Source organism: Thermosporothrix sp. COM3 (genome assembly GCF_059696735.1).
The window spans coordinates 3,337,602-3,357,778 of the sequence record NZ_AP019376.1; the positions used below are offsets into that span (position 1 = coordinate 3,337,602).

The 20,177-nt window shown below is 50.6% G+C and carries 16 protein-coding genes; 9 read left to right on the forward strand and 7 right to left on the reverse strand.

The window, feature by feature from the left end:
- The first annotated feature begins 30 nt into the window (after window positions 1–30).
- Together KTH_RS14125 and KTH_RS14130 are read left to right on the forward strand one after the other, a co-directional pair.
- A complete protein-coding gene (locus KTH_RS14125) occupies window positions 31–1,875 on the forward strand; it encodes a non-ribosomal peptide synthetase (protein WP_497619529.1) in 1,845 nt (614 codons plus the stop codon).
- 62 nt (window positions 1,876–1,937) lie between these two features.
- A complete protein-coding gene (locus tag KTH_RS14130) occupies window positions 1,938–3,137 on the forward strand; it encodes a cytochrome P450 (RefSeq protein ID WP_497619531.1) in 1,200 nt (399 codons plus the stop codon).
- A 72-nt stretch (window positions 3,138–3,209) separates the two neighbouring features.
- On the opposite strand, the gene KTH_RS14135 is transcribed toward KTH_RS14130, so the two are convergent.
- Window positions 3,210–3,974: a thioesterase II family protein gene (locus KTH_RS14135; RefSeq protein WP_497619533.1), complete on the reverse strand. Its 765-nt coding sequence runs from the start codon at window positions 3,972–3,974 to the stop codon at window positions 3,210–3,212.
- Between the two features lie 1,095 nt (window positions 3,975–5,069).
- Window positions 5,070–6,140 carry a LacI family DNA-binding transcriptional regulator gene (locus KTH_RS14140; RefSeq protein ID WP_497619535.1) on the reverse strand — a complete coding sequence of 357 codons (1,071 nt, stop codon included), beginning with the start codon at window positions 6,138–6,140 and terminating at the stop codon, window positions 5,070–5,072.
- A gap of 448 nt (window positions 6,141–6,588) precedes the next feature.
- On the opposite strand from KTH_RS14140, the gene KTH_RS14145 reads away from it, so the two are divergent.
- On the forward strand, window positions 6,589–7,605 hold the full coding sequence (locus tag KTH_RS14145; RefSeq protein WP_497619537.1) for a zinc-dependent alcohol dehydrogenase: 1,017 nt from the start codon (window positions 6,589–6,591) through the stop codon (window positions 7,603–7,605).
- 266 nt (window positions 7,606–7,871) lie between these two features.
- On the opposite strand, the gene KTH_RS14150 is transcribed toward KTH_RS14145, so the two are convergent.
- The 4 genes from KTH_RS14150 to KTH_RS14165 form a co-directional block, all read right to left on the reverse strand.
- On the reverse strand, window positions 7,872–8,285 hold the full coding sequence (locus KTH_RS14150) for a VOC family protein (protein WP_497619540.1): 414 nt from the start codon (window positions 8,283–8,285) through the stop codon (window positions 7,872–7,874).
- A 1,113-nt stretch (window positions 8,286–9,398) separates the two neighbouring features.
- Window positions 9,399–9,671 (reverse strand): hypothetical protein, encoded by a 273-nt coding sequence (locus KTH_RS14155; RefSeq protein ID WP_497619542.1) that lies wholly within the window; start codon window positions 9,669–9,671, stop codon window positions 9,399–9,401.
- 333 nt (window positions 9,672–10,004) lie between these two features.
- Window positions 10,005–10,436: an NUDIX domain-containing protein gene (locus KTH_RS14160; RefSeq protein WP_497619544.1), complete on the reverse strand. Its 432-nt coding sequence runs from the start codon at window positions 10,434–10,436 to the stop codon at window positions 10,005–10,007.
- Between the two features lie 765 nt (window positions 10,437–11,201).
- Window positions 11,202–11,732, reverse strand: coding sequence for a dihydrofolate reductase family protein (locus tag KTH_RS14165; protein ID WP_497619546.1), 531 nt, complete (start codon window positions 11,730–11,732; stop codon window positions 11,202–11,204).
- Window positions 11,733–12,156: 424 nt separating this feature from the next.
- Here KTH_RS14165 and KTH_RS14170 point away from each other — a divergent pair, with 424 nt between their 5' ends.
- Window positions 12,157–12,294 carry a hypothetical protein gene (locus KTH_RS14170; protein ID WP_497619548.1) on the forward strand — a complete coding sequence of 46 codons (138 nt, stop codon included), beginning with the start codon at window positions 12,157–12,159 and terminating at the stop codon, window positions 12,292–12,294.
- On the opposite strand, the gene KTH_RS14175 is transcribed toward KTH_RS14170, so the two are convergent.
- Window positions 12,291–12,788: a hypothetical protein gene (locus KTH_RS14175; RefSeq protein WP_497619550.1), complete on the reverse strand. Its 498-nt coding sequence runs from the start codon at window positions 12,786–12,788 to the stop codon at window positions 12,291–12,293. The genes KTH_RS14170 and KTH_RS14175 overlap by 4 nt on opposite strands.
- An 887-nt stretch (window positions 12,789–13,675) precedes the next feature.
- Here KTH_RS14175 and KTH_RS14180 point away from each other — a divergent pair.
- The 5 genes from KTH_RS14180 to KTH_RS14200 all read left to right on the forward strand — a co-directional run bounded on the left by KTH_RS14180 (window position 13,676) and on the right by KTH_RS14200 (window position 19,946).
- Complete coding sequence (locus tag KTH_RS14180) at window positions 13,676–14,773, forward strand: HBL/NHE enterotoxin family protein (protein ID WP_497619552.1); 1,098 nt, start codon at window positions 13,676–13,678, stop codon at window positions 14,771–14,773.
- Between the two features lie 243 nt (window positions 14,774–15,016).
- Window positions 15,017–15,553: a hypothetical protein gene (locus tag KTH_RS14185; protein ID WP_497619554.1), complete on the forward strand. Its 537-nt coding sequence runs from the start codon at window positions 15,017–15,019 to the stop codon at window positions 15,551–15,553.
- Between the two features lie 55 nt (window positions 15,554–15,608).
- On the forward strand, window positions 15,609–16,133 hold the full coding sequence (locus tag KTH_RS14190; RefSeq protein ID WP_497619556.1) for a hypothetical protein: 525 nt from the start codon (window positions 15,609–15,611) through the stop codon (window positions 16,131–16,133).
- A gap of 90 nt (window positions 16,134–16,223) precedes the next feature.
- Complete coding sequence (locus KTH_RS14195; RefSeq protein ID WP_497619558.1) at window positions 16,224–18,779, forward strand: hypothetical protein; 2,556 nt, start codon at window positions 16,224–16,226, stop codon at window positions 18,777–18,779.
- Window positions 18,780–19,034: 255 nt separating this feature from the next.
- Window positions 19,035–19,946 carry a glycosyl hydrolase family 18 protein gene (locus KTH_RS14200; protein ID WP_497619560.1) on the forward strand — a complete coding sequence of 304 codons (912 nt, stop codon included), beginning with the start codon at window positions 19,035–19,037 and terminating at the stop codon, window positions 19,944–19,946.
- The last annotated feature ends 231 nt before the right edge of the window (window positions 19,947–20,177 follow it).

Consider the following 20,177-nt stretch of genomic DNA (forward strand, 5'->3'; position numbering starts at 1 on the left):
CTCAATCGTGGCAGAAAAGGAGATACACCTATGAACAGTATCGGGGGGAAATATTCTTTACAGGCTGTTACAGCAGAACAGGTAGCGAGCGAAACCCATGAGCACCAGGGGTTCCCTGAGTGCATTACCCGGCTGGTGACAGAATGGGCAACAGTCACGCCGGATGCTATAGCCCTTGTAAAGGATGAGCAGATGATTTCATATGGGGAGCTCAATCTCAGAGCCAACCAGATTGCCCGCTACTTGCAGGCACAGGGGCTGAGAAGAGGAGAGATCGTTGCTCTATGTATAGAGAGAAGTATTGAAACAGTTATCGGGCTTCTGGCTATTCTCAAGGCAGGATGTGCTTATTTGCCTCTGGATCCCTCGTATCCTCCCGAACGGCTGGCCTTTATTCTCGAAGATGCTAACGTACGTATCGTGCTGACGCAGGAGAAGCTGCTCATGCGCATACCGGAGAAGCAGGCGCGAAGTATTTGTCTGGATGCGGATAGAGCGCTGTGGAGGCAGTATAATGGAAGCGATCCCGAGATTGCCAGCTTTATATATGAGGTTGCTTATGTTATCTATACATCTGGCTCGACTGGCTACCCCAAAGGCGTACAGGTGACGCACCGCAACCTTTTACACCTGGTTGATTGGCATATCACAGCTTTTCAGGTGACGACTGAAGATCGTGCCTCACAGGTAGCCGGGCCAGCCTTTGATGCAATGGTCTGGGAGCTCTGGCCGTATCTGAGCATTGGCGCCTGTATCACGTTTGCGGAAGATGATGTGCGTACGGTTCCGGCCCTGCTTCGCGACTGGCTTATCAAGCATAATATCACTATTGCGTTTGTGCCAACAGTGCTCGCCGGGGAACTGATTCAGGCTAATTGGCCCTCTTTTACGCGGTTGCACACGCTGCTGACAGGGGCGGATGTGCTTACGCATCATCCTCGACCGGGGCTGCCGTTTGTGTTAGTAAACAACTATGGACCAACCGAAACGACGGTAGTGGCAACATCGGGGATCGTTCCACCTCTTGAGCAGCCAGAGCACATCCCTACTATTGGCAAGCCGATCAAGAACACGCGGATATACATCCTTGATGAGCGGCTTGCAGAAGTGCCAGTGGGAGTTACAGGCGAAATCTATATCGGGGGGAGTTCCGTTTCGCTTGGTTACCTGAACCGTGTAGAACTGACCGCTGCCCGCTTCGTCCCCGATCCTTTCAGCGACATCCCTGGTTCCAGGCTCTATAAAACAGGCGATATAGCCTTTCTGATGGATGATGGACAAATTATGTTCATCGGGCGTAATGACCATCAGGTTAAGGTGGCGGGCTACCGCGTGGAACTCAACGAAATTATGCTGGCCCTGAATCGGCAGCCAGAGATCAGAGATTGTATTGTGACCGTGCGTGATGTGCAGGGAAAAGGAAAGAGTATTGTCGCGTATCTGGTGGCCCAAGAGGACAGCACGCCTCAGGTTTCCAGGCTACGGAGGTCGCTTGCAAGGCGCCTGCCTCATTATATGATTCCCTCATTTTTCATCCAGATGGAGGCATTACCAACCACGCCCAACGGAAAAATTGATCTTGCTGCCCTTCCTGAGCCAGAAGAAGCAAACATCTTACAGGATACAGCCTCCTCGCTTGCGGTTACCCCGACGGAGGAGAAAGTCATGGAGATCATCTCGTCACTTCTGGGCCTGACGGGTTTATCGATCCAGGATAACTTCTTTCTTCTAGGGGGGAATTCTCTGTTGGGTACCCAGATCATCACTCGACTTTCCCGCGAATTTGGGATCGATATTCCTTTGCGGGCAATCTTTGCGTCGGCAACCGTTCAAAAGCTGGCGGCATTAGTCGACGAAATGTGTCAGAAGAAGTAAGAGCGAGCCTTTTTTTTGAGGAAGGAATAAGAGCAATGTACCCCGATCTGAACAGGAATGAAATGCCACTGAGTCTCAGTTATCTTATGGAGCCAGAGGTGCTTGCGAATCCGTACCCGCTCTATCACAAACTGCGTAGCACAGATCCGGTGTACTGGGATCCGTTTTTACATGCCTGGCTGGTAACACGATATGAGGATGTCGTAACGGTATTGACTCGCTTTTCATCTGATCGAACGCCGACGCCGGACTATCTCACTGCGCTTGGTTTAGAGGAACTGACTCCGCTTGCCCGCCTGATGGTGAAACAGGTGATCTTCCTTGATCCCCCGGATCACAGGCGGATACGCGGGCTCTTATCCGTTGCGTTTACCCCGCGACGGATTGAGAAGTTGCGCGGCCATATTCAGAAGGTGGCCGATGACCTGTTAGACAGGGTACAGGGTCAGGAACAAATGGATATCGTTACCGACCTGGCATATCCGCTCCCGGCGATTGTGATTGCTGAAATCCTGGGTGTGCCGGCTTCAGACTGGCAGACGCTTACCCGCTGGTCGCTCGATTTCGGACAGATATTGGGTAATTTTCAGCACAATCCTGATCGCATCGAACAAATGGTCAGGAGCACGGAGGAGATGTGCGAATATCTGCTAGCGATTCTCAAGGAGAGACGTCGTGTGCCGCGTGAGGATCTGATTAGCTGGCTGATTGCGGCGGAAGTGAGTGGTGATCGTCTCACAGAGAAAGAGATTCTGGCGAATGTCGTTCTGACACTGGTTGCTGGCCTGGAGACGACGATTAACCTGATCGGGAATGGTATCTATGTGCTTTTAAGGCATCCCGAGCAACTGAAGAAACTTCAGACTGAGCCGCAGTTAATCGTGTCGGCGGTTGAAGAGTTGCTGCGGTACGAGAGCCCCAGTCAGCACACGGCGCGGCTGGCCGCTACCGATATGGAGCTCGGGGGAAAAATTATTCGGAAACGGCAGGCTGTCATTGCGATGGTGGGAGCGGCAAACCGCGATCCTGAGCGTTTCCCGGATCCAGATATGTTTGATATCTGCCGGCAGAATAACAAGCATATTGCCTTTGGTTGGGGGAGTCACTTTTGTTTCGGGGCTCCTCTGGCGCGGCTTGAGGGGCAGATCGTGATTCAGACGGTCTTCCGGCGCTTTCCCCATCTGAGGTTGAGTGACGGGGAGATTGCCTGGCGGGATAACTTGGGGTTGCGTGGCCCTGCCAATTTGCCGGTCTGGTTGTAGGGACATGAAAAGAGGAATGCACAGAAGAGCTGGATCTATGCATTCCGCCACTGCTCTGAGGAGGTAAAGGGATTATTTCAGATGCTCAATGTAGCTCTGGAGGGCCTGTGAAATGGTTTGCAGGATCTTCTGACGCGCTGTATGGAGAAAGAAATGCCCTCCTGGATACATATAGCTGGAAAAGGAGCCGGTTGTTTGCTCCTTCCAGGGGAGAAGATCATCAGGGCTCACCCGGTTATCTTCTGTACCTCCCAGAGCGGAGATCGAGCTTTGAAGAGGCTCATCATGGACGTACTGATAGGTTTCACCCAGGGTAAAGTCAGCTTTTAGCATTGGAAGCATGAGCTGTAGCAAATCTTTATTCTGTAGTACCCTTTCAGACGTGCCTTTGAGGAGATGAAGCTCTTTAATAAAATCTTCATCACTTAAATTGTGGATAGGTCGAATGACGTGCATACACTGAGGGGCCCAGTGGGCGGCAACGAACAGGTGAAGGGGCTGCTTCTTGTAGTGCTTCCGCAGGTAGCGAGCTATTTCGAAGCTGATAACCGAGCCCATACAATGGCCGAATGAGACGAATGGCTTATCGAGATAAGGCTCAAAATATGGCCCTAGCTCCTGCACAAGAGAGGAGAGACTCTCAAAGAACGGCTCTCCGAAGCGATTTTCCCGGCCGGGAAGCTGGATTGCACATACTTCAATCTCCGGAGGGAGATACTCAGCCCAACTCGTAAAAACGGAGGCTCCACCGCCAGAGTAGGGGAAGCAAAACAGACGTATTGAGGCGTGTGGGTTAGGTTCTGGACAGATGATCCAGGGGTTAAACTCGGATGCCATGACTGTTACCCTCCCTTGAAGAGTCAATTGCTGATATATTTCTGAAAAGAGGTAAAATAGAATAATTTGTTAATTACAATATAATATAGAATATCTTATAAGTCAATGGTTGGAAAATGTTTTTGATACAATGAAATTAAAAGTAGCTTATTATAAATATAGGTAAAAGAAGGAGGAATTGTTCTCGGGGAGCTCCGGGAGAAGAGAAAGTCGCCGGTTCTGAGAGATGCGGGATGCCTCCCTTTTCCGCAACACTGCTTTGGGAGGCGCTGGCCAGCTCTTGTTTCACTGCTCACAGATTCCGGTGCAACTGTTCAGGCTGTGGATCTGGAAACGTCGAGGCATCAAACGTCGGACCAGGAATGGAGGGGCGTGCGTGAGATGGTTGCAGCCCGCGTTGTCTCTGGTTCAGGCAGAAGGGGGTCAGGAAGCCGTGCGGGTACAAGCAATGGAGTATCAAGGTGGGAGCAGGGTCAAAGGAGTGTACATGAGGGCGTGAACTGCTCCAGATCAAGCAGCAGATGTCCCAAGGCCTAGCTGTCTGCCTCACCTTCCAGATCACCGTTTCCACCAGATCGGTGGGAAACTGATGGAAAAGCCGGCTTGCCACCTCTGTGACCCTGGCCATTTCTCCCCATAGCCAGACCGTCTGCTCGACGGCGGCAATGTCGGAAACGTTTTATGTTTGGCAGGCAAGAAGACCGGATTCAGGATTATCGGGTGTTGTGTGATTCATCGCCAGCATGAATGGGAAGCGCTAAACACATCGTGAAAGGACACGTCCAGAGGAGTGTATGGTTTTCCGCCTTCGGCACAGCCCGGTTCCCTATGCTGAAAGCGGAAGCCATACACCGGACAATTAGGGAAGTGGGTCTCAAATACTACCTGCTCGCTTCCAATGGGCCCGATCCTTGCCATTCACGAGATTGGCGCATCCTGGTAAAGCCCTGTCCGCTGCGACAGGCTACGTACTCTTCCCATTCTCTGTGGCTACAGCAAAGGCGTTCCAAACTGTGTCGGCGAGGTAGAAAAAGGGCTGATTATTCGCGACAAAATGGCGGGACGCGATGGTAAATATATGTTATTTTGCTCCTTTCACGAAAGACGTTTTCGGGGTCCAGTTGAGCCGCGTACAACCAGGCGAGTAGTAAGCCGGATGTGAGTTGGCTCTTCCTGCTGGTGCTGCTGAAAGTGGTGTATCACCATCTGCACCGCGGCCCTTCCCATTTGCTCCATAGGCTGCTCAACCGTCGTGAGTGGGGGGGAAAGATATGGACTATAGGTATTATCAAACCCAACAACAGAGATATCTTCAGGGATAGAGAGATGTGCTGCGTAGAGTGCCTGTAAGACCCCGGCAGCGATAATATCACTGGTGGCAAAGACGGCATCAGGTCGTTTCCCGCTCCGAAGGAGCTTTTGCATTGCATGATATCCCGCTAAAAGCCCATTATCGGCGGATGTATAGAAGCGGTCCAGTACGATCAATTCAGTGTCGAGTGGGATCTGATGGTGTGCAAGAGTGTCGCAATAGCCAGAGAAGCGCTCGTGCTCAATCCTGTTCTGATGAGGTTGGGCTTTGCGTTCGGCTGGACCGGGAGGGATTTCACCAAGATACGCAATTCGGCGATGCCCCAGGGCAATGAGATGCTCAATGGCTTCAACTGTGCCCGCATAGTTATCAGCCGTGACTGTTGGTGTAGACAACGTTGTAGGACGCTCTACCTGTATGACCATCAATCCCGCCTCTAAAGCGATCCGGACATTTTCTTCACAGAGTGGAGTGGTGAAGAGAATTGCATCTACACGCCGCTGGATAAAGGTCTCGATGCCTAACCGCTCGCGCTCTGGATCGTGTTGAACATTGAAGGCCAGAATCGACCAGCCATGGTATAGCGCCTCTTGTTCAGCTCCCAGTGCGACTCCGATGAAAAAAGGATTGGGGGCTGTTCCCTGAAGAATGTGCCCGATTGTTTTTGTCTGCCGGGCCCGTAAGCCCTGGGCAACTATGTTGATTCGGTAGCCTGTCTGCTGAATTGCCTGCTCGACCCGTTTCCGCGTTTTTTCTGTCACGAGGCTCTCGTTGCGGAGGACTCGGGTGACAGTTGCTGTGGAGACTCCGGCGAGCCGGGCAACGTCTTTTAAGGTGACTTGTTTCTTATTCATAGATGCTGTCTCATTCTGTAGGCTTATATTGAAGGCTTATCTCACAGAAAAACGCGCTATGCTGTATAGAGTGTTTCTCTGATTATTGCCGATACTTTTTCTGTTGCCTGTATTCTCTGACTTGACAGGAAAAGTGAAATTCTGTACACTCGATATTATCGATAACCTATGCTTTGTTTTCCTATTGTAGGATATGTTATCGATAACATTTTGTAAAGGCGGAAGGCTTCGCGTAAAAAAGAGAAGAAAAAGAGCTGGGGTGGTAGTGAGTTGGTTGGTAATACATCGGAAGACTGCATTGTTGTGCTTTTCTATTGGCAAGAGCCTGTCTGTCGCGGCCCGGTATATCCCCGGATGATTGATGTTCTTTGGAAGCAGAAAAGGAGATCCTGTCGAACGTACTTTCTGTAGAGAGCTCATAAGTAGTGGATCATGAGAAAGGAAATCTATGCGATCTGTACGTATTCTCTTTACCGGACAAAATCAAGTTGAAATTCAAAATGCCGAGGTTGCAGCGCCCGGCTCTGCTCAGGTGCTTGTTCAGGCACGCAAGTCCCTTATCAGTACAGGAACAGAGACGATCTGTTTAAGCCGAAACTTTGAAGCCGATTCACATTGGGATCGTTGGGTGCGCTATCCCTTTGCTCCCGGATACAGCCTGGTTGGTACCGTTGTGGAGGTCGGTAAACAGGTTTCATGGGTGCGTCCAGGGCAGCGAGTGGCCTTGCGTCAGCCGCATCAGCAGTATATGCTGGCAGAAGCTTCTAACCTTTACCTTGTCCCGGATGGGATTTCAGACGAGGAAGCGACCTGGTTTGGTCTGGCGAACATTGTGCAAAATGGGGTGCGTAGAGCCTCCCAGGTGCTTGGCGAGAGCGTGGTAGTAATCGGTTTAGGGCTGCTTGGTCAGTTGGTAGTACAGTATATGCGCTTGCTTGGGGCACGCCATATTATTGCGATCGATATGGCTGAAGCGCGGTTAACGATGGCAAAGGCGCACGGGGCTACAACGACACTGGCAATGGATGCAGCAAATGCGCGAGAGGCTGTGCTTGAGCTGACCGAGGGACGGGGCGCAGATGTCGTCTATGATGTGACCGGGGTGGCTGCTGTCTTTGAGGCGGCTCAAGGGCTGCTGTGTCGCTTTGGTCGGCTGGTATTGCTTGGTGATACCGGGATGCCCTCCCGACAGCATTTGACCGGGGCGGTGATTACCCGAGGCTTGCAGATTATAGGTGCCCATGATACGAATCCTCCTGCGCTCTCAACGGATCATGCTTACTGGGATCATCAGCAGATGGCGCGATTGTTTTTTACCTATGTCCAGCGCGGTGATATGCGTGTTGCTGATCTAATAACGCATCGATATACTCCATCCCAGGCACCAGAAGCCTATGCATTGCTTTTGCAGAAGCGAGAAAGCGCAATGGGGGTAATCTTTGATTGGACATCGCTTCCTGAATGATATCCGACACATTGGATGTTTTTCTGCTTTCGGCACACCCCGGTTTCTGTACTGCGTGCAGAGCAAGTAGGGAGCCTCGTCGAACGCTTCTGGGCTGCGTGCCTCTACAGGGCGTCGCACTGCGGCGGCTCGCAAGCACGCTGGCTGAAAGAAGAATCCCCGGGCTTGTGCCCCGGGGAGTGTCAATGATTGCATTGCCGAAGAGGACTGTGAGAAAAGCGATCACCTTGTAGCGTCCGAAACGCCGCCGCGCAAAACACCTTTGTTCACCCCTCTTCAGATCCAAAGGCTTTTCTTGCTTTTTGCGGCGCCTTGAGATAATCTGTCAATCCAATCACATTGCCCCAGGGATCGGCAATTTCAACAATCCATCCAGTGCTCACCTCCCAGGGCTCTTTGAGCAATGGAATACCGGTGGTCTCTAGCTGTCGGGCAGCAGCACGCGCATCGGCTACCTCCAGCCATACACGAGGTGTGGTGCGTGGGGGGGCGGGATCAATATCCTGGACACGTAGCAAGAGCCCTGGTTCCTCTTTTCCCAGTTGATAGGCGATCACGCCAGCCTCTGCTATTACAAATTTTACTGGAAATCCGAGGCCCTTTTCATAAAAGGCTCGTGCCTGCGTGAGATCTCCGATGGCAAAGAGGATATTATCAACCCCTAGAATAGGAAGACTCATTTTGATTCTCCTTGTATGCTTTGTTCCCAATCTCGATCATACACGCACCTGCCACCAGGTGCCGCGATTCCTCGCCAGATTTTCTTGTTCTCGTTGAACAGCTCTGGATTTTTTGAAGGGAGAAATGTGCCTTATTCTTGTAACATATATGTGATTTATTCTAAATCTTTTTCAGGGCCTGAGCAGCTAATTCCGTAAAGAGGAGAAAATAGAACTAACCACATATGTTGAGTATATCATATGGAATACTTTCTACACAACTTTCTTGTTTTCAAGGAGGCCAAAAGGATTGAAGTTCATTTTCAGAAGAACTGAGAACTTGTGAGGAACATCAGAACAGTACTAATGTCTCCGATGAAGGGATTGAAACTCAGATCGGTTGTGATGTTTGGCTTCGCTAAACGCTTGTGCCACACATGTGGAGCGAGAGCTATTGAGGTTCAAGCGAGACTAAAAATTGGAAGTTCCCACAAACTGGAAATATGTTCCTTGCTATCAAGTGGGAAGGGCTGCTCCTGGGGGATTTCGATATGTTTCAGAAACGTTTCAGTGAGCTGTTTGATGGTGGGGCTACGGATGAGGGAGATTTGCTGTTCTTCTCAGAGTATGGTGAGCAGTGTTGGCTAGTGTGCTCTTATTGGTTCTGATGCATCTCTTGAGCAGGAGTGAAAAGTATCATGTGACAATCGAACTCCTTGCTGCTCTGATCGTGCAAGATACAAGAAGGTACGCTTATGCTACTCACGGTAGGCGTGGTGAGCAACTCAATTGTCAGAATAGATAGAGCAGTTGCCGTTCTGGAAGGAAGAGGGAGTCCACTGTTTGCTTGCATCGTGCATTGCCCCTTTCGTCCGTGTTTCGAGGAGACAGAGGCAGACATAGCCCGAAGTGAAGGTCAGGACGGAGTGAAAAACACCAGAATATGGAAAGTATCGGGCATGGTGCTTCTGCCCGAGGACCGAGGTGGCGATGAATTCGAGATATCTCCCGGATAATGAAATAGGGGGAATAAGAGCGATGTGCAAGCATACCCTGAGCTTCTTTTGAAAAAGTCCAGGGTATTGAGCGTAGAAGGTGTATGAGATGGGAATGAGGAAAACATCTGAAACGACCTTAATCATTTGTCAAATCCGATAGTCTCTCTGTTCCAGCCAGCATAACGATAGGCCAAAAAGGATCCAGGGAAATCTGTGTGTCGGGTGCGGTAACCGTCACCGGGAGACAGGTCTTGACTGCCTCGGCCAGGCTTGCCGCCCGTGGTTTGCCAACCCGGAATGACCACGGATTCGTGACATAGCCGATGCCGACTCCGGCATCGGGGTCGCCATAGGCAACCGATCCGCCGGAGCCGGAGTGACCGAACGAGGCGGGTCCGACCCAGGGCATTGGTGGGCAGGCTCGCTAGAACCCGAGCGACATGTAGAAGGAGCGGTCTGTCGGAAGAAAAAGTTCTGGTGGAAGCCCATACATCCGTGTCTTGTCGGTCTGGACGACACTCATCCTCTCGACCGTTGCCGGATCGAGTAGCCGCACGCCAGGCACGCGTGTTCATGTATCCGCTGGTGGATCTATGGCACCGCCGAGCACGCCGGCGCGGGCTTGCACGGAATCCGTTCCTGGCGGAGAAATAGAGCTGGCGAAGGTTGGGGAGCGTGCGCGTGATTCTGGCGGGAATGATCCTGTTGGCCATAGGTTAAGAAGAGATTTCCTCGTGGTTACCTACTGGTTTGCTTGCTCCAGAAAGCGCTCTATAATCAGTCTTACAGTAGGAATCAAATCCAGGTCAAGCACTCTTTCGAGCGGCGTAAAAACCATAGCCTGCCCTTCACCCAGGACAATATCTTCCTGGCAGGCCTGGGTCTGGACAGAATAGACATGCCATTGACGATAAACTCCTGGCAGTGGGCTAGCAGGAAGGATGCTCTCCCAGAACAGCTTGAGATTGCCATGTACCTTGAGGCCTGTCTCCTCTTCCAGCTCCCTGCGGGCCGCTTCTTCCGGGGTTTCGCCCGGCTCAATTCCGCCTCCCGGCAGGCCCCATTTGTGCGGCCACGGATTTGCAGTGCCATCACGGTGCTGCATCAACAGCTGGCCCTGCTGATCTATGACAAGCACCACGGCAATATGGTGATCCCGAATCTTTTGCTCCATTTTGGATGCTCTTTCTGTCTCTATTTTAGATGAGGGTGCTTCCAACTTGACCGAGCAGGATAAGCTCATCAGAAACGAGGCTTGCTCTCGCCTGAAGGCAGATCAGCTTATGATACCTATGATCATCGACCAAGCGGCACCCGTGGTCCCACCAGCATATCATAGAGCGCAAGCGAGGGCGCGGTCCAGCCTTGCATAGTGATGCCCCACCCTCATCAATGCATTGCATCTGCTAGCTTTGTGCCGCTTGGCTGTGCATCTGACGTATCGTTGGTGCCTTCCCGATCCTCCGCAGGCCCAGGGAGGAAGGAATTGGGCAAACGCAGTAGCATGGAACGCTTTTGGGGTCGGGTCTTTCTGTTTTTTTCACGCGTCCTCGCCCTCCTCTCGTCTCCCTGGTCCACCATGGTTCGGCTGGTCCCCTTGACTTACACGTCCACTATCATTGTCGCTCTCGCTGCGAGCCTGCTGGCCGCTCCGATCTCATCCGCTCTCCCAAACACGTTTTTTTAGCTCATACATGGGAGGTTTCTGAGTTACGAAATACCATCAGTGGTGAGAACTAGCCCAAACCTTGCTGCGAGATACTGTACAACTCCCAGTCATGACGAGTCTTTAGAGGGAAAGATTCTTCAACGGCGAGTTATTTTCTTTCTAGGTTCAATTGCTATGGAACCTCGTATTGAAAAGCGGGTCGTCCCCGTCGCTTTGGGCTCAACCCGAGACCAGACTTCAGTGGCGATTTCCATCTGGCGAGTCGCGAGATTAAGCAGGGACATAGGTCAACCTGATCACATCCTCGCCAATCCGATCGTGAGCTATAAGGCGGAGCGGTGGTCGGGGGCCGGCGAAATATGGCTTGCCGTGACCAAGTACGACGGGGTGCAGGTAGATTCGATACTCATCGATCAGGCCAAGCTCGGTGAGGCTATGCGCCAAGTTCGGACCAGCAACTTCGATCTCCCCGTCGCGTCCGGCCTTCAGCTCGCGGATCGCGCGCTCAAGATCACCCTCAACAAGCCTGGCATTGGGGCCGACCGACTTCAATGAGCGCGAGACGACCCATTTCGGCTGGTTCCGCCACGCCGCCGCGAAGGCGTGTTCCTCTGCATCCCATTCAGGATGATCGTCATCCCAGTAACGCATGATTTCATATATTTGGCGGCCGTAGATACTGCCTGCCTGCCCCTGAGCCTCCTCGATGAAGTGGCGGAAGAGCGTGGGGCTTGGCGCAAACTTCATATGGTCAACGTAGCCATCCAGGGACTGGTTCATTCCGAACACTAACTTAGCCATATTTACATCCTTTCTTCACGCGGCACATCCGTGCGGTCATGCATAAACCTGTCTAGAGGCATTGTCGTTCCGATAATAACGTTTCCCATAACACCTCCAGAGTATAAGTGGATGTTTCCTTCTCCCAATCTTACCCGTTCCCCTCGAAAAAAACTTCTCCGATCTTGCTCTTCGCTCCCTACAGTCAGCACCCATTCCTGGAAAAGATAAGAGGCCCACTCTCGATCTCGGCGATGACACCAACTTCTTTTGCTCAATTTGAGTGCGTACCCCTTTCAAGTCTCATATGGTGAGGTGTCTTGTTGAGGAGGGAAGGCTCTCCAGAGCCGGACAGGGATGCTGCCCGGTTCTGGAGAGGGATGGACGCAGGAGACCAGCGTGCAGATGCCAGTGCTGCTTGTGCCAGGAGACAGGAAGCAGTGGCTTGGCTGATCAGGAGAAAGGGACCCGGGTGGGCAGACGAGATGGTCGCGACGCTGTGCGCGAGACGAGCGGACACGAGATGGTTGTGCAGATGCAAGTGGGGCTCACGCCGGAGTATGAGCACGCATGCTCTCGCTAGCATCTGGGAGGGAGAGACATGGGAAGCTCTTCAGCGTTCGTCTCTGGCCAGAACGGACGTTGAGAGATGGTCCCGGTCGCTCCCCGGGTGCTGCGTGCCCGCATGCGGGTTCCCAGAGGGCGTTCAGGCTTCCCCTGATCCCCGATGATGCTCCCGAAGAAGAAGGCGAGCCATGTGCTGGCCAGTGGCCGGCGCAGGCGGGATTGCCAGAAGGCGTGCTCCTGCTGGATCTGCGTGTGCAGGCGCTCATAGAGCGTGTGCACGGTCTCACGAAGCGCGAGAAGCTGTGCGTCGCGTTGAGCCTGGGCCTCCTGTTCGGCGTGCTGGATGCGGTGGTGAGCTTGCTGCAACGCAGCCTTCAGATCCCGCGTCCGCTGAGTGAGCCGGTGGAGTTCTGCTTCGAGCAGCCGCAGGGGCGATGATGCTCCCTGAGAGGCGGGTGTCACGTGCTGGTGACGACGACGAGGTGCGAACCGAGGATGCTGACGAGCCATAGGAAGAGACACGAGAGATGCTTGAGCATTCAGAAAAGTGAAGTGAGCGAGGATAGGAAGGGGAGAGAAGTGGACAAGAGAAGGGGAAGGCACGAGATGTGTGTGCGGTGTCATATTGGTGGTAATAGAGAAGGAGAGAAGAGAATTGAGAGATAAGAAGCAAAAATAAAGAGGGAGTGGGAATGAGGAAGCAGGAGTAAGAGAAGGGGAAGGGAATAGCGCTGTCGCGCTTCCCAATGGTGCGTATCGGAGAAAACGCTGTCTAACGCCTGACGCAAATCACCAATTGTGAGCAGTGGATCAACAGGCCTCTCGACGAAAAGGCTGCATCCTTTACATAAAAAAAGAGGTATAAGCGAAGCTACGCGTTTTAGCATCCTATTTTGGTGCGTGTCTGTTGCAGCGCGGCGTCTCTCTTGCATGTCAGGTCATAGCTTTTCAACGAAACGAAAAGAGGGGAGATGAGCGTAGAGAGAAAAGAGTTGAGGAGGAAAACAGAGCAAGGAGAGGTCTATGAGCGTCTCGGCTTCCTTGCCTGAAGAAGATTCTGTCTGTTCTGCGAGGAGCGGCTACGACAGCGTGCCTGGATGAAATGAGGGGATGAGAAGCGCTCAAATTGCAATTGTCACTGGTGCGCTTCTTGTTGCAACATGGTCCAGAGATAAGAGAGATTTGTAGTACATATGTACGGATGTCCTTGATGGCGCATGTCATTTCTTGCTATCTAAGAATGCGTATGCTTGGTGGGACTGGCTTCAGATCCTCTTCTCTCGGGCACCTCGGAGGCTGCTCCCTGCTGAGAGCACTGCAAGCTATTCTGGTTTGGTCCGATGGATAGTGCTCGCTTTCGGTTAATGAGGTAGAAGCGAGAAGAAAAGAGGAACGTTATGACACTGACACAAACGAAAGTCATTCTTGGCCCCACAGTTGAGGCCTTGCCACTACAAGAGAGCAAACTTCCGAATTTGCTGACCTACGTCTATGAAGGGATGAAATTGCCCAACACACCAGAATCGTTGGCTTCTTTTATGAAGACAACAAAGAATGAAATCCTCTATTATCACTCATCCTTGCTTTATGACTTTAAGGCAATCAGGGAACATTGTGAAGATTTTGGGGGTAAGGATAGAACCTACGAAAAAAGTGTGAATGTTGCAAAAGATATTGTGGCCTATAGTGAAAAAGCGAAGAAGAGCTACAATGAAGTCTTGCAATTGATTGATGAGTGGAGGAAAGAACCGAGTAAGGAACAGGAAAAGAAGCAGAAAGTGAAAGATATTCTGGAAGCGAGGAAAAAGGAATCTCAAAAATATCAGCGAGACGTTGAAGCTGTGTACAAAGGAGTGCATGCTTTCCTGGACATTACGCAAAAAGACCAAAAGGCTCTGGAGTCAGATGAAAGCCACTATAATCAAAAACTGATGAAGGAGAATAAGAAGTTGGCTGATTTAAATGAAGAAGTGAAAAAACTACAAAAGGAAATAGAAGAGAAGAATCAAGCTGTGCTTGAGAAAGTGAAGCCGAGCTTTTGGCAGGCATTACGCTTTGTAGGTGTTGGGGGATTGGGGGTATACGCGTATACACAGGAGGTCAAAGATGCCATAGCGAAGCTAAGCGAAGCAAAGGAAAAGTTAAAGAAGGCCCAGGATGAGCAGGACAAGTACTTTAGAGCACTGACGCTCTCGCGAATGATTGTGGCAACTGTTACGCACGCACAGAATAACTTGCGAAAGGCATTACCAGAATTGCAGAAGATGATAGGGATCTGGAGTACGTTGAGTAAGGATTTTGATACTCTCCTGAGCAAGCTGAACAGTAGGGGGATGCAGGAGATTAGCCAGATTCTGACGAAGCTGGCGGTCCAGAGCGCAATCAGGCAGTGGGAGGCGCTTAAGGATAAAGCAGAGAAGTATTACAAAAATGCGTATTCACATGGGGCGACCTGGTATAGCACGATTGATGACCTGCTCAAGGCTGTCGGGTAAGGGGGACTATGTTAGTCGCAACAAGGACAGAGAGCTTGAAGCCTTCCTTCCGATGCTAAGTAGGGCGTCATTCTTGCTGTTCATGAAGCATATTGGAGGTGGAAGCGGAGGAGCGGTCTGGAAGAGACTGCATGAAGTAAAAAATCTCGTCCGTTCGTCTGCTCATCAGGCATTGGGTTGAAATGAAACCGGTGCCCGAGTAGAGACAATCTGTGAAACAAAAGGATGAAGAAAGGAAAGATCATGGCTCAAACGAAAACCCAAACGCAAACGAAAAAAGAAATTCTTGGTCCCTCGGTGGATTATTTGCCGCTGCAAGAGGGTAAATTTACGAACCTGTTGATCTACCTGTATGAGGGGCGGAGCCTACCGAATACAGCCAAATTGCTGGCAAACTTTCTTGGGATTTCAGAAGCAGAGGTCAACAGTAAGCATAACTTGTTACTAGGGACATATCAGGGGATCAATACACATTGTAGCGACTTTTTGAAGCCGAAGAACGGAACCTATGATAAGAGTGTTTTCCTGGCTGGAGATATTGTCGGGTATGGGAATGACGCGAAGGATTACTATGGAGGTATCCTTGATATAATTCAGGAATGGAAAGATGGAAAAAAGAAGGAGGAGGATGCAAAGAGCGAAATTAAGGAAATTCTTGAAGATAGGAGGAAAGAAGCAGAAAAATTTAAGAATGCAGCAGAAGAAGTGTATAATGGAGTTCAGGCGTTCTTAAGTGTGACACAAAAGGACCAGGGAGCGCTCGTAAAAAAGGGAAAGTGAATATAAAACAGAGCTGGCAAAGCAAAGCCGGGAATTAGAAAATTTGAATAAAGAGGTGGAAAAAGCACAAAAAGAGTTAGAGGCCGAGAACCAAAAGGCGTTAGAAACACTGAAACCGAGCTTCTGGAAAGGGCTTCAGTTGGTTGGCTCCGGGACTATTGGAGCGTTGGCATACACGCAACAGGTGAAAAACGCCATCAATAAGCTGAATGCGTGTAGAGCGAATCTTGAAAAGGCTCAAAGTGAGAAAAATTCAGTTTTTCGAGCGTTGACGATATCGGGAGCGGTTGATGCAAGCATCACTCAGGTGAATTCGCTTATTGGGAAGGCGCTGAAGGAACTGGAAGCGATGGCGGGGATTTGGAGTACGCTATGTAAGGACTTTGACACCCTTCTTAACACCCTCAATAGTAAGGGGGTGAAGGAGATCAGCAAGATTCTCACAAAGCTGGCAGTACAAAGCGCGATCAGGCAGTGGGAAGCACTGAGGGACAAGGCGAAAGCGTATCGCGATGATGCTTACTCATCCGGGGTTACCTGGTATCCCACAATTGATGCCTTACTCAAGGCCGTTGGATAGTACTGTAAGGGCAAGCAGGAGAGTTCCGCTTCTCGAATCCGGAACTCTCCTTTCCTGACTATTGCGTCGCAGATGGAGAAGGAGATTGGCATGAGCATTGCGACCATTTCCACGACAACAACTCCTACGCTCAACTACAAGGAGCTTGTCAAGAAGTATCAGCTTCCAGGAACAGAGGAGATCTTTCGGAGTCATGAAGGCCTCCTGGTGTTTCGTCAGCTTGAAGGAAATCTCAAACCAGTCTATGAGCGATATCTGCAAGAGAAGCAAAAAGCGGCGGGGATTGTCGCTATTGTGCTCTATATGGATCGGCTGGTGATTCCCAAAACGGTGCCCCAAATCGATAAGGATGTGCATGTGATGATCTGTAGCCGCACCATCGAGGTGGAAGCGGGAGGAACGCTGGTGCTCCCTGAGAACAACCCCGATACGGAGCACTCAATTTATACACAGCAGTTGACAGGAAGCCTGACGATTCAGGCGGGAAGCAAATCGGTGAAGTTGGAGCAGAAAGACTTTACTGCTCTGGGAGTGAAGGTCTCCTATGCCAATGGGAAGATCCAGCAGGAAACCTTGAAGGAATATGAACTCGAAGAGTACATGAAATGGGGAGAGCCACTTTTTCGCTTTGCGAGTACCCTCTTTCAGCTCGCAGCGATTGTTTGTGCCAGTGAGAAGCAGGAGGAGTGGAAAGCCGGTCAGGCATTCGTCAAATGGATCTGTGCTCTGTATCAAGCGGGTAAGGACAAAGATGCCCAGGACCTCTACTTGCATAGCTCAAACTTCCTGGCAAACTATCCCCCCTTTGCTGCTACGAAGACCATCCTTGTGCCGGTACTTTCGCAGCAGGCGCAGCAGGAAGAAGTCGAAGCGATTCTCAAAGCTCTGAAAACCTATGAAGGCTATTACCAGACAGTGATGAATACGGCGAAATCGGTTGCCGATCGAAAAGCAGCAGGAAATTTGATGCTGGAGAAAAGTAAGGATGTTGTGGGAAAATATGACCAGCGGCTGAAGACGATTCAGGGAGAGATAAAGCAAAAGCGAGGTTACCTGGAAAATATGAAAAAGAAATTCCAGGATCAGGAGAAGACAATTAAAGCACTGGATCAGCAGTTTCAGAAAGATATTAAGACATGGATGGAGGCGCGAAAGCGGGAAGCATTGATTGCTGCTGCGAGCGCGGTCTTTGATTTTGCGGCAGCGGCAGCGTCTGCGGCGGTGACGGGTGGTGCCACCAGTGGAGCGGCAGCAGCGAAAGGGGTAGAGGCAGGCAAGAAAGTGGTGGAAGCGGCAAAGAAAACAAACGAGCTGGCTCAGAAATTGAAGCAATTGAAAGAGATCATTGCGAAGATCGTTGATGTGCTGAAGAAGCTTGCGGTCATGATGAAGCAGATTGAAAATGCTAGAAAGGTCATCAAAGGAAAGGAGACCAGACTTCCTGAAGTGCCGCCAGCAACGGTCGATTTAATTGGGGGACTGGCGGATTGGGATGCATTCGTTGTGGACATGAAAGCGGTGATGAAATTCATCCTTGACGATCCTGGTCCTCCCCGTCCACCACAGATTGTCGGGACGTACCAGAAGGAACTGGAGAAGTTAGCCATTTACGGCAAAGCGAGGTTAGCAGAGCAGGCAGAGGTGATTAAGGCTGAGCAGGAAGAACTGCTGCTGCTCCTGGAAAAACGGGTGCATACCAATGAATCGGGCCGCTTACAGAAGTATATTGATGAATTGAATGAGCAGAATAAGAATAACACGCTGTTGCTGCAATGCCTCTTCCAGAGCCGTCTCTACCTCTCGGTCTGGTGTTTTCTTGCATTCCAGGCATATCGGTCTGCTTTTGCCTATGAGACGCTCTCTCAGCCAGAGAAATCGCCTTCTGCCCTCCAGAGCGCCGGTGAATTCGAGAGTGCTGTTGCGAAGATTATTCAGGCGACGAATAAGGCTCGTGCGACGATCTTTCCGCAACAAACCAGTCGCAATCTGGAGATCAAGGCGGCCACTACCCAGCCAGTTGAGCAGGAGATTATACAGCGCCTCAAGAATGATCGGCAGGTCAGCTTTATCCTGCTGGCGGATCAACAGTTGATGTTGGATCAGGCTGATCCAGCGTGGACGGCCCTGCCACTTCCACTGAAGACCAATATGTTTGATGAGAAGCAGCGTGTGCGTGTTGTTCGGTTGCGTTGTATTCTCGAAGGTGTTCCTCTTAAAGTCAAGCAACATCTCAAGCTCTACCTGGAAGTTGCCGGGCTGTCGATGGATCGTAAGTACCAGAATGCAGGCATAGACTACTATACCTTTGCCGTTCCTCCCTGGCGCTTGGTCTTTGAATACCGACCGAAGGAGCAGAGCGATCCTCCTAATGCAAAGGTGATTCGGGATACGGTACTTGGACTGGATCGGATCATTACAACAGATGGCGAAATAGAGGTCAGCCAGCAGAAGTATTACTATCAACCAACGCCATTTACTACCTGGAATCTTCGACTCAGTGGGAATAAGAATGACCTTCCCCTCGATCAGCTCTCAGCTCTTCGTCTGGAATGGGTGGTTTCAGCCGGGGATAAGGGGAAGAGTAGTGAGCAAGAAATGGAGCAAGAGGTAGAAGTGATCTTTCAGATGCTTCAAGAGAGTGAGTGAGGGGATTGGGTTGATTCTTCCTGAGAGGACTCTGTCTGAAGGAAAAGTATAGGCTCTCACCAGCAAGACCTTCTTGATTGGAACGAGAGTGGCAGCGAGGAGACGTGTGTATGGAGCGCTTCTCGCTGCCAGCAAGTGAGTTGCAAGCTGGTAGCGACGCTGTGTGAGGCACTGGAAGCGAGAATGCTCAGCACCGGGATTCTCGGCGAAATAGTGCTCTCGTTCAGTGTATGTGTCAAAAGAAAGGAAGAAACAGTGTCAGTAAACACACAGAAAAACGAGGGAGAGAATCGCAAAGCTGAAGCTCAAAAAATAGCCCTGTATGTGCAAGATATCTTTGATAAAGAAAATCCGTCGCCAGACCAATTAAAGGAGATGGAAGCTGCTGCTAAGGAACTGGGCGATGCTGGCTTTGGAACGATCATTTTAGCCTTTCTACATGTCCATAATGATGGTTCCTTCTGGTACAACAATATATCGCTGGCAAAGACACAATCGTTTCTGCCGAATATTATCAAAACCATGAAGCAGCCGAAGAAAGTATCAAAGGTGTTGCTTTCTATTGGCGGATGGAAAACGGAAGATTTCCAGGCAATCAAGAAAAATCCTGCGAAGTTTAAGCAGCAGTTTCTGACGTGGAAGAACACGCTTGGAATAGATGGGTTTGATATCGATATCGAGAACGATTATGAGGAGTGCAAGACGACCTTAGTCGACCTTGTAAACTGGGGAGCGAAGCAGGGGTTGACGGTCACCGCAGCTCCATACACAGAGCGAAATTACTGGCTCGATATTCTCAAGCAAACAAGTTCATCAAAGAAGCCTCTATTTGCCTGGTGGAACTTGCAGTTATATGGTAGAGCCAACTACGCTGATTGGGAGAAAGAGGTCAAGAAGGTTGTGACCGATGCCCAGGCTTTTCTTGTTCCGGGGTACACCATAGAATATCAGGCAGCACCAAATGATATCTTGTCAGATCTCAAAAACCTGAGAAAAACGTATTCGGGCATCTCAGGAGGCTTTCTCTGGCAGTATGAGTGGATCAAAAAGCATAAGAAGGGAACTGTCAAAGAGTATGCGACGGCGCTTCAGAACGCGCTGAAGGATCAAAGCACACAGGGTGAAGAGCAGAAAAAAGCGGTGCAGCAGGCCGCGAAGAGAAGGTGAGAAGATAAGGAAGAGAAGAAGTCAACCAACTATCCCTTCGCTTTTCATATAGTTCGTTGTGCTAAACCGTTTGTCAGATGAGAGAGAACCTACAAAAACGGTTCTCTCTCAATGGAGAAAGACGTGTCGCGGTGAGAGGAGAGCGAGAAGGAGATATGTTCTCCTCTTTAAGGCGCTTTCTTCCTCTCTTGCGCGGCTGCGGGCTTCAGCAACACATTCCATTTTGGAGTA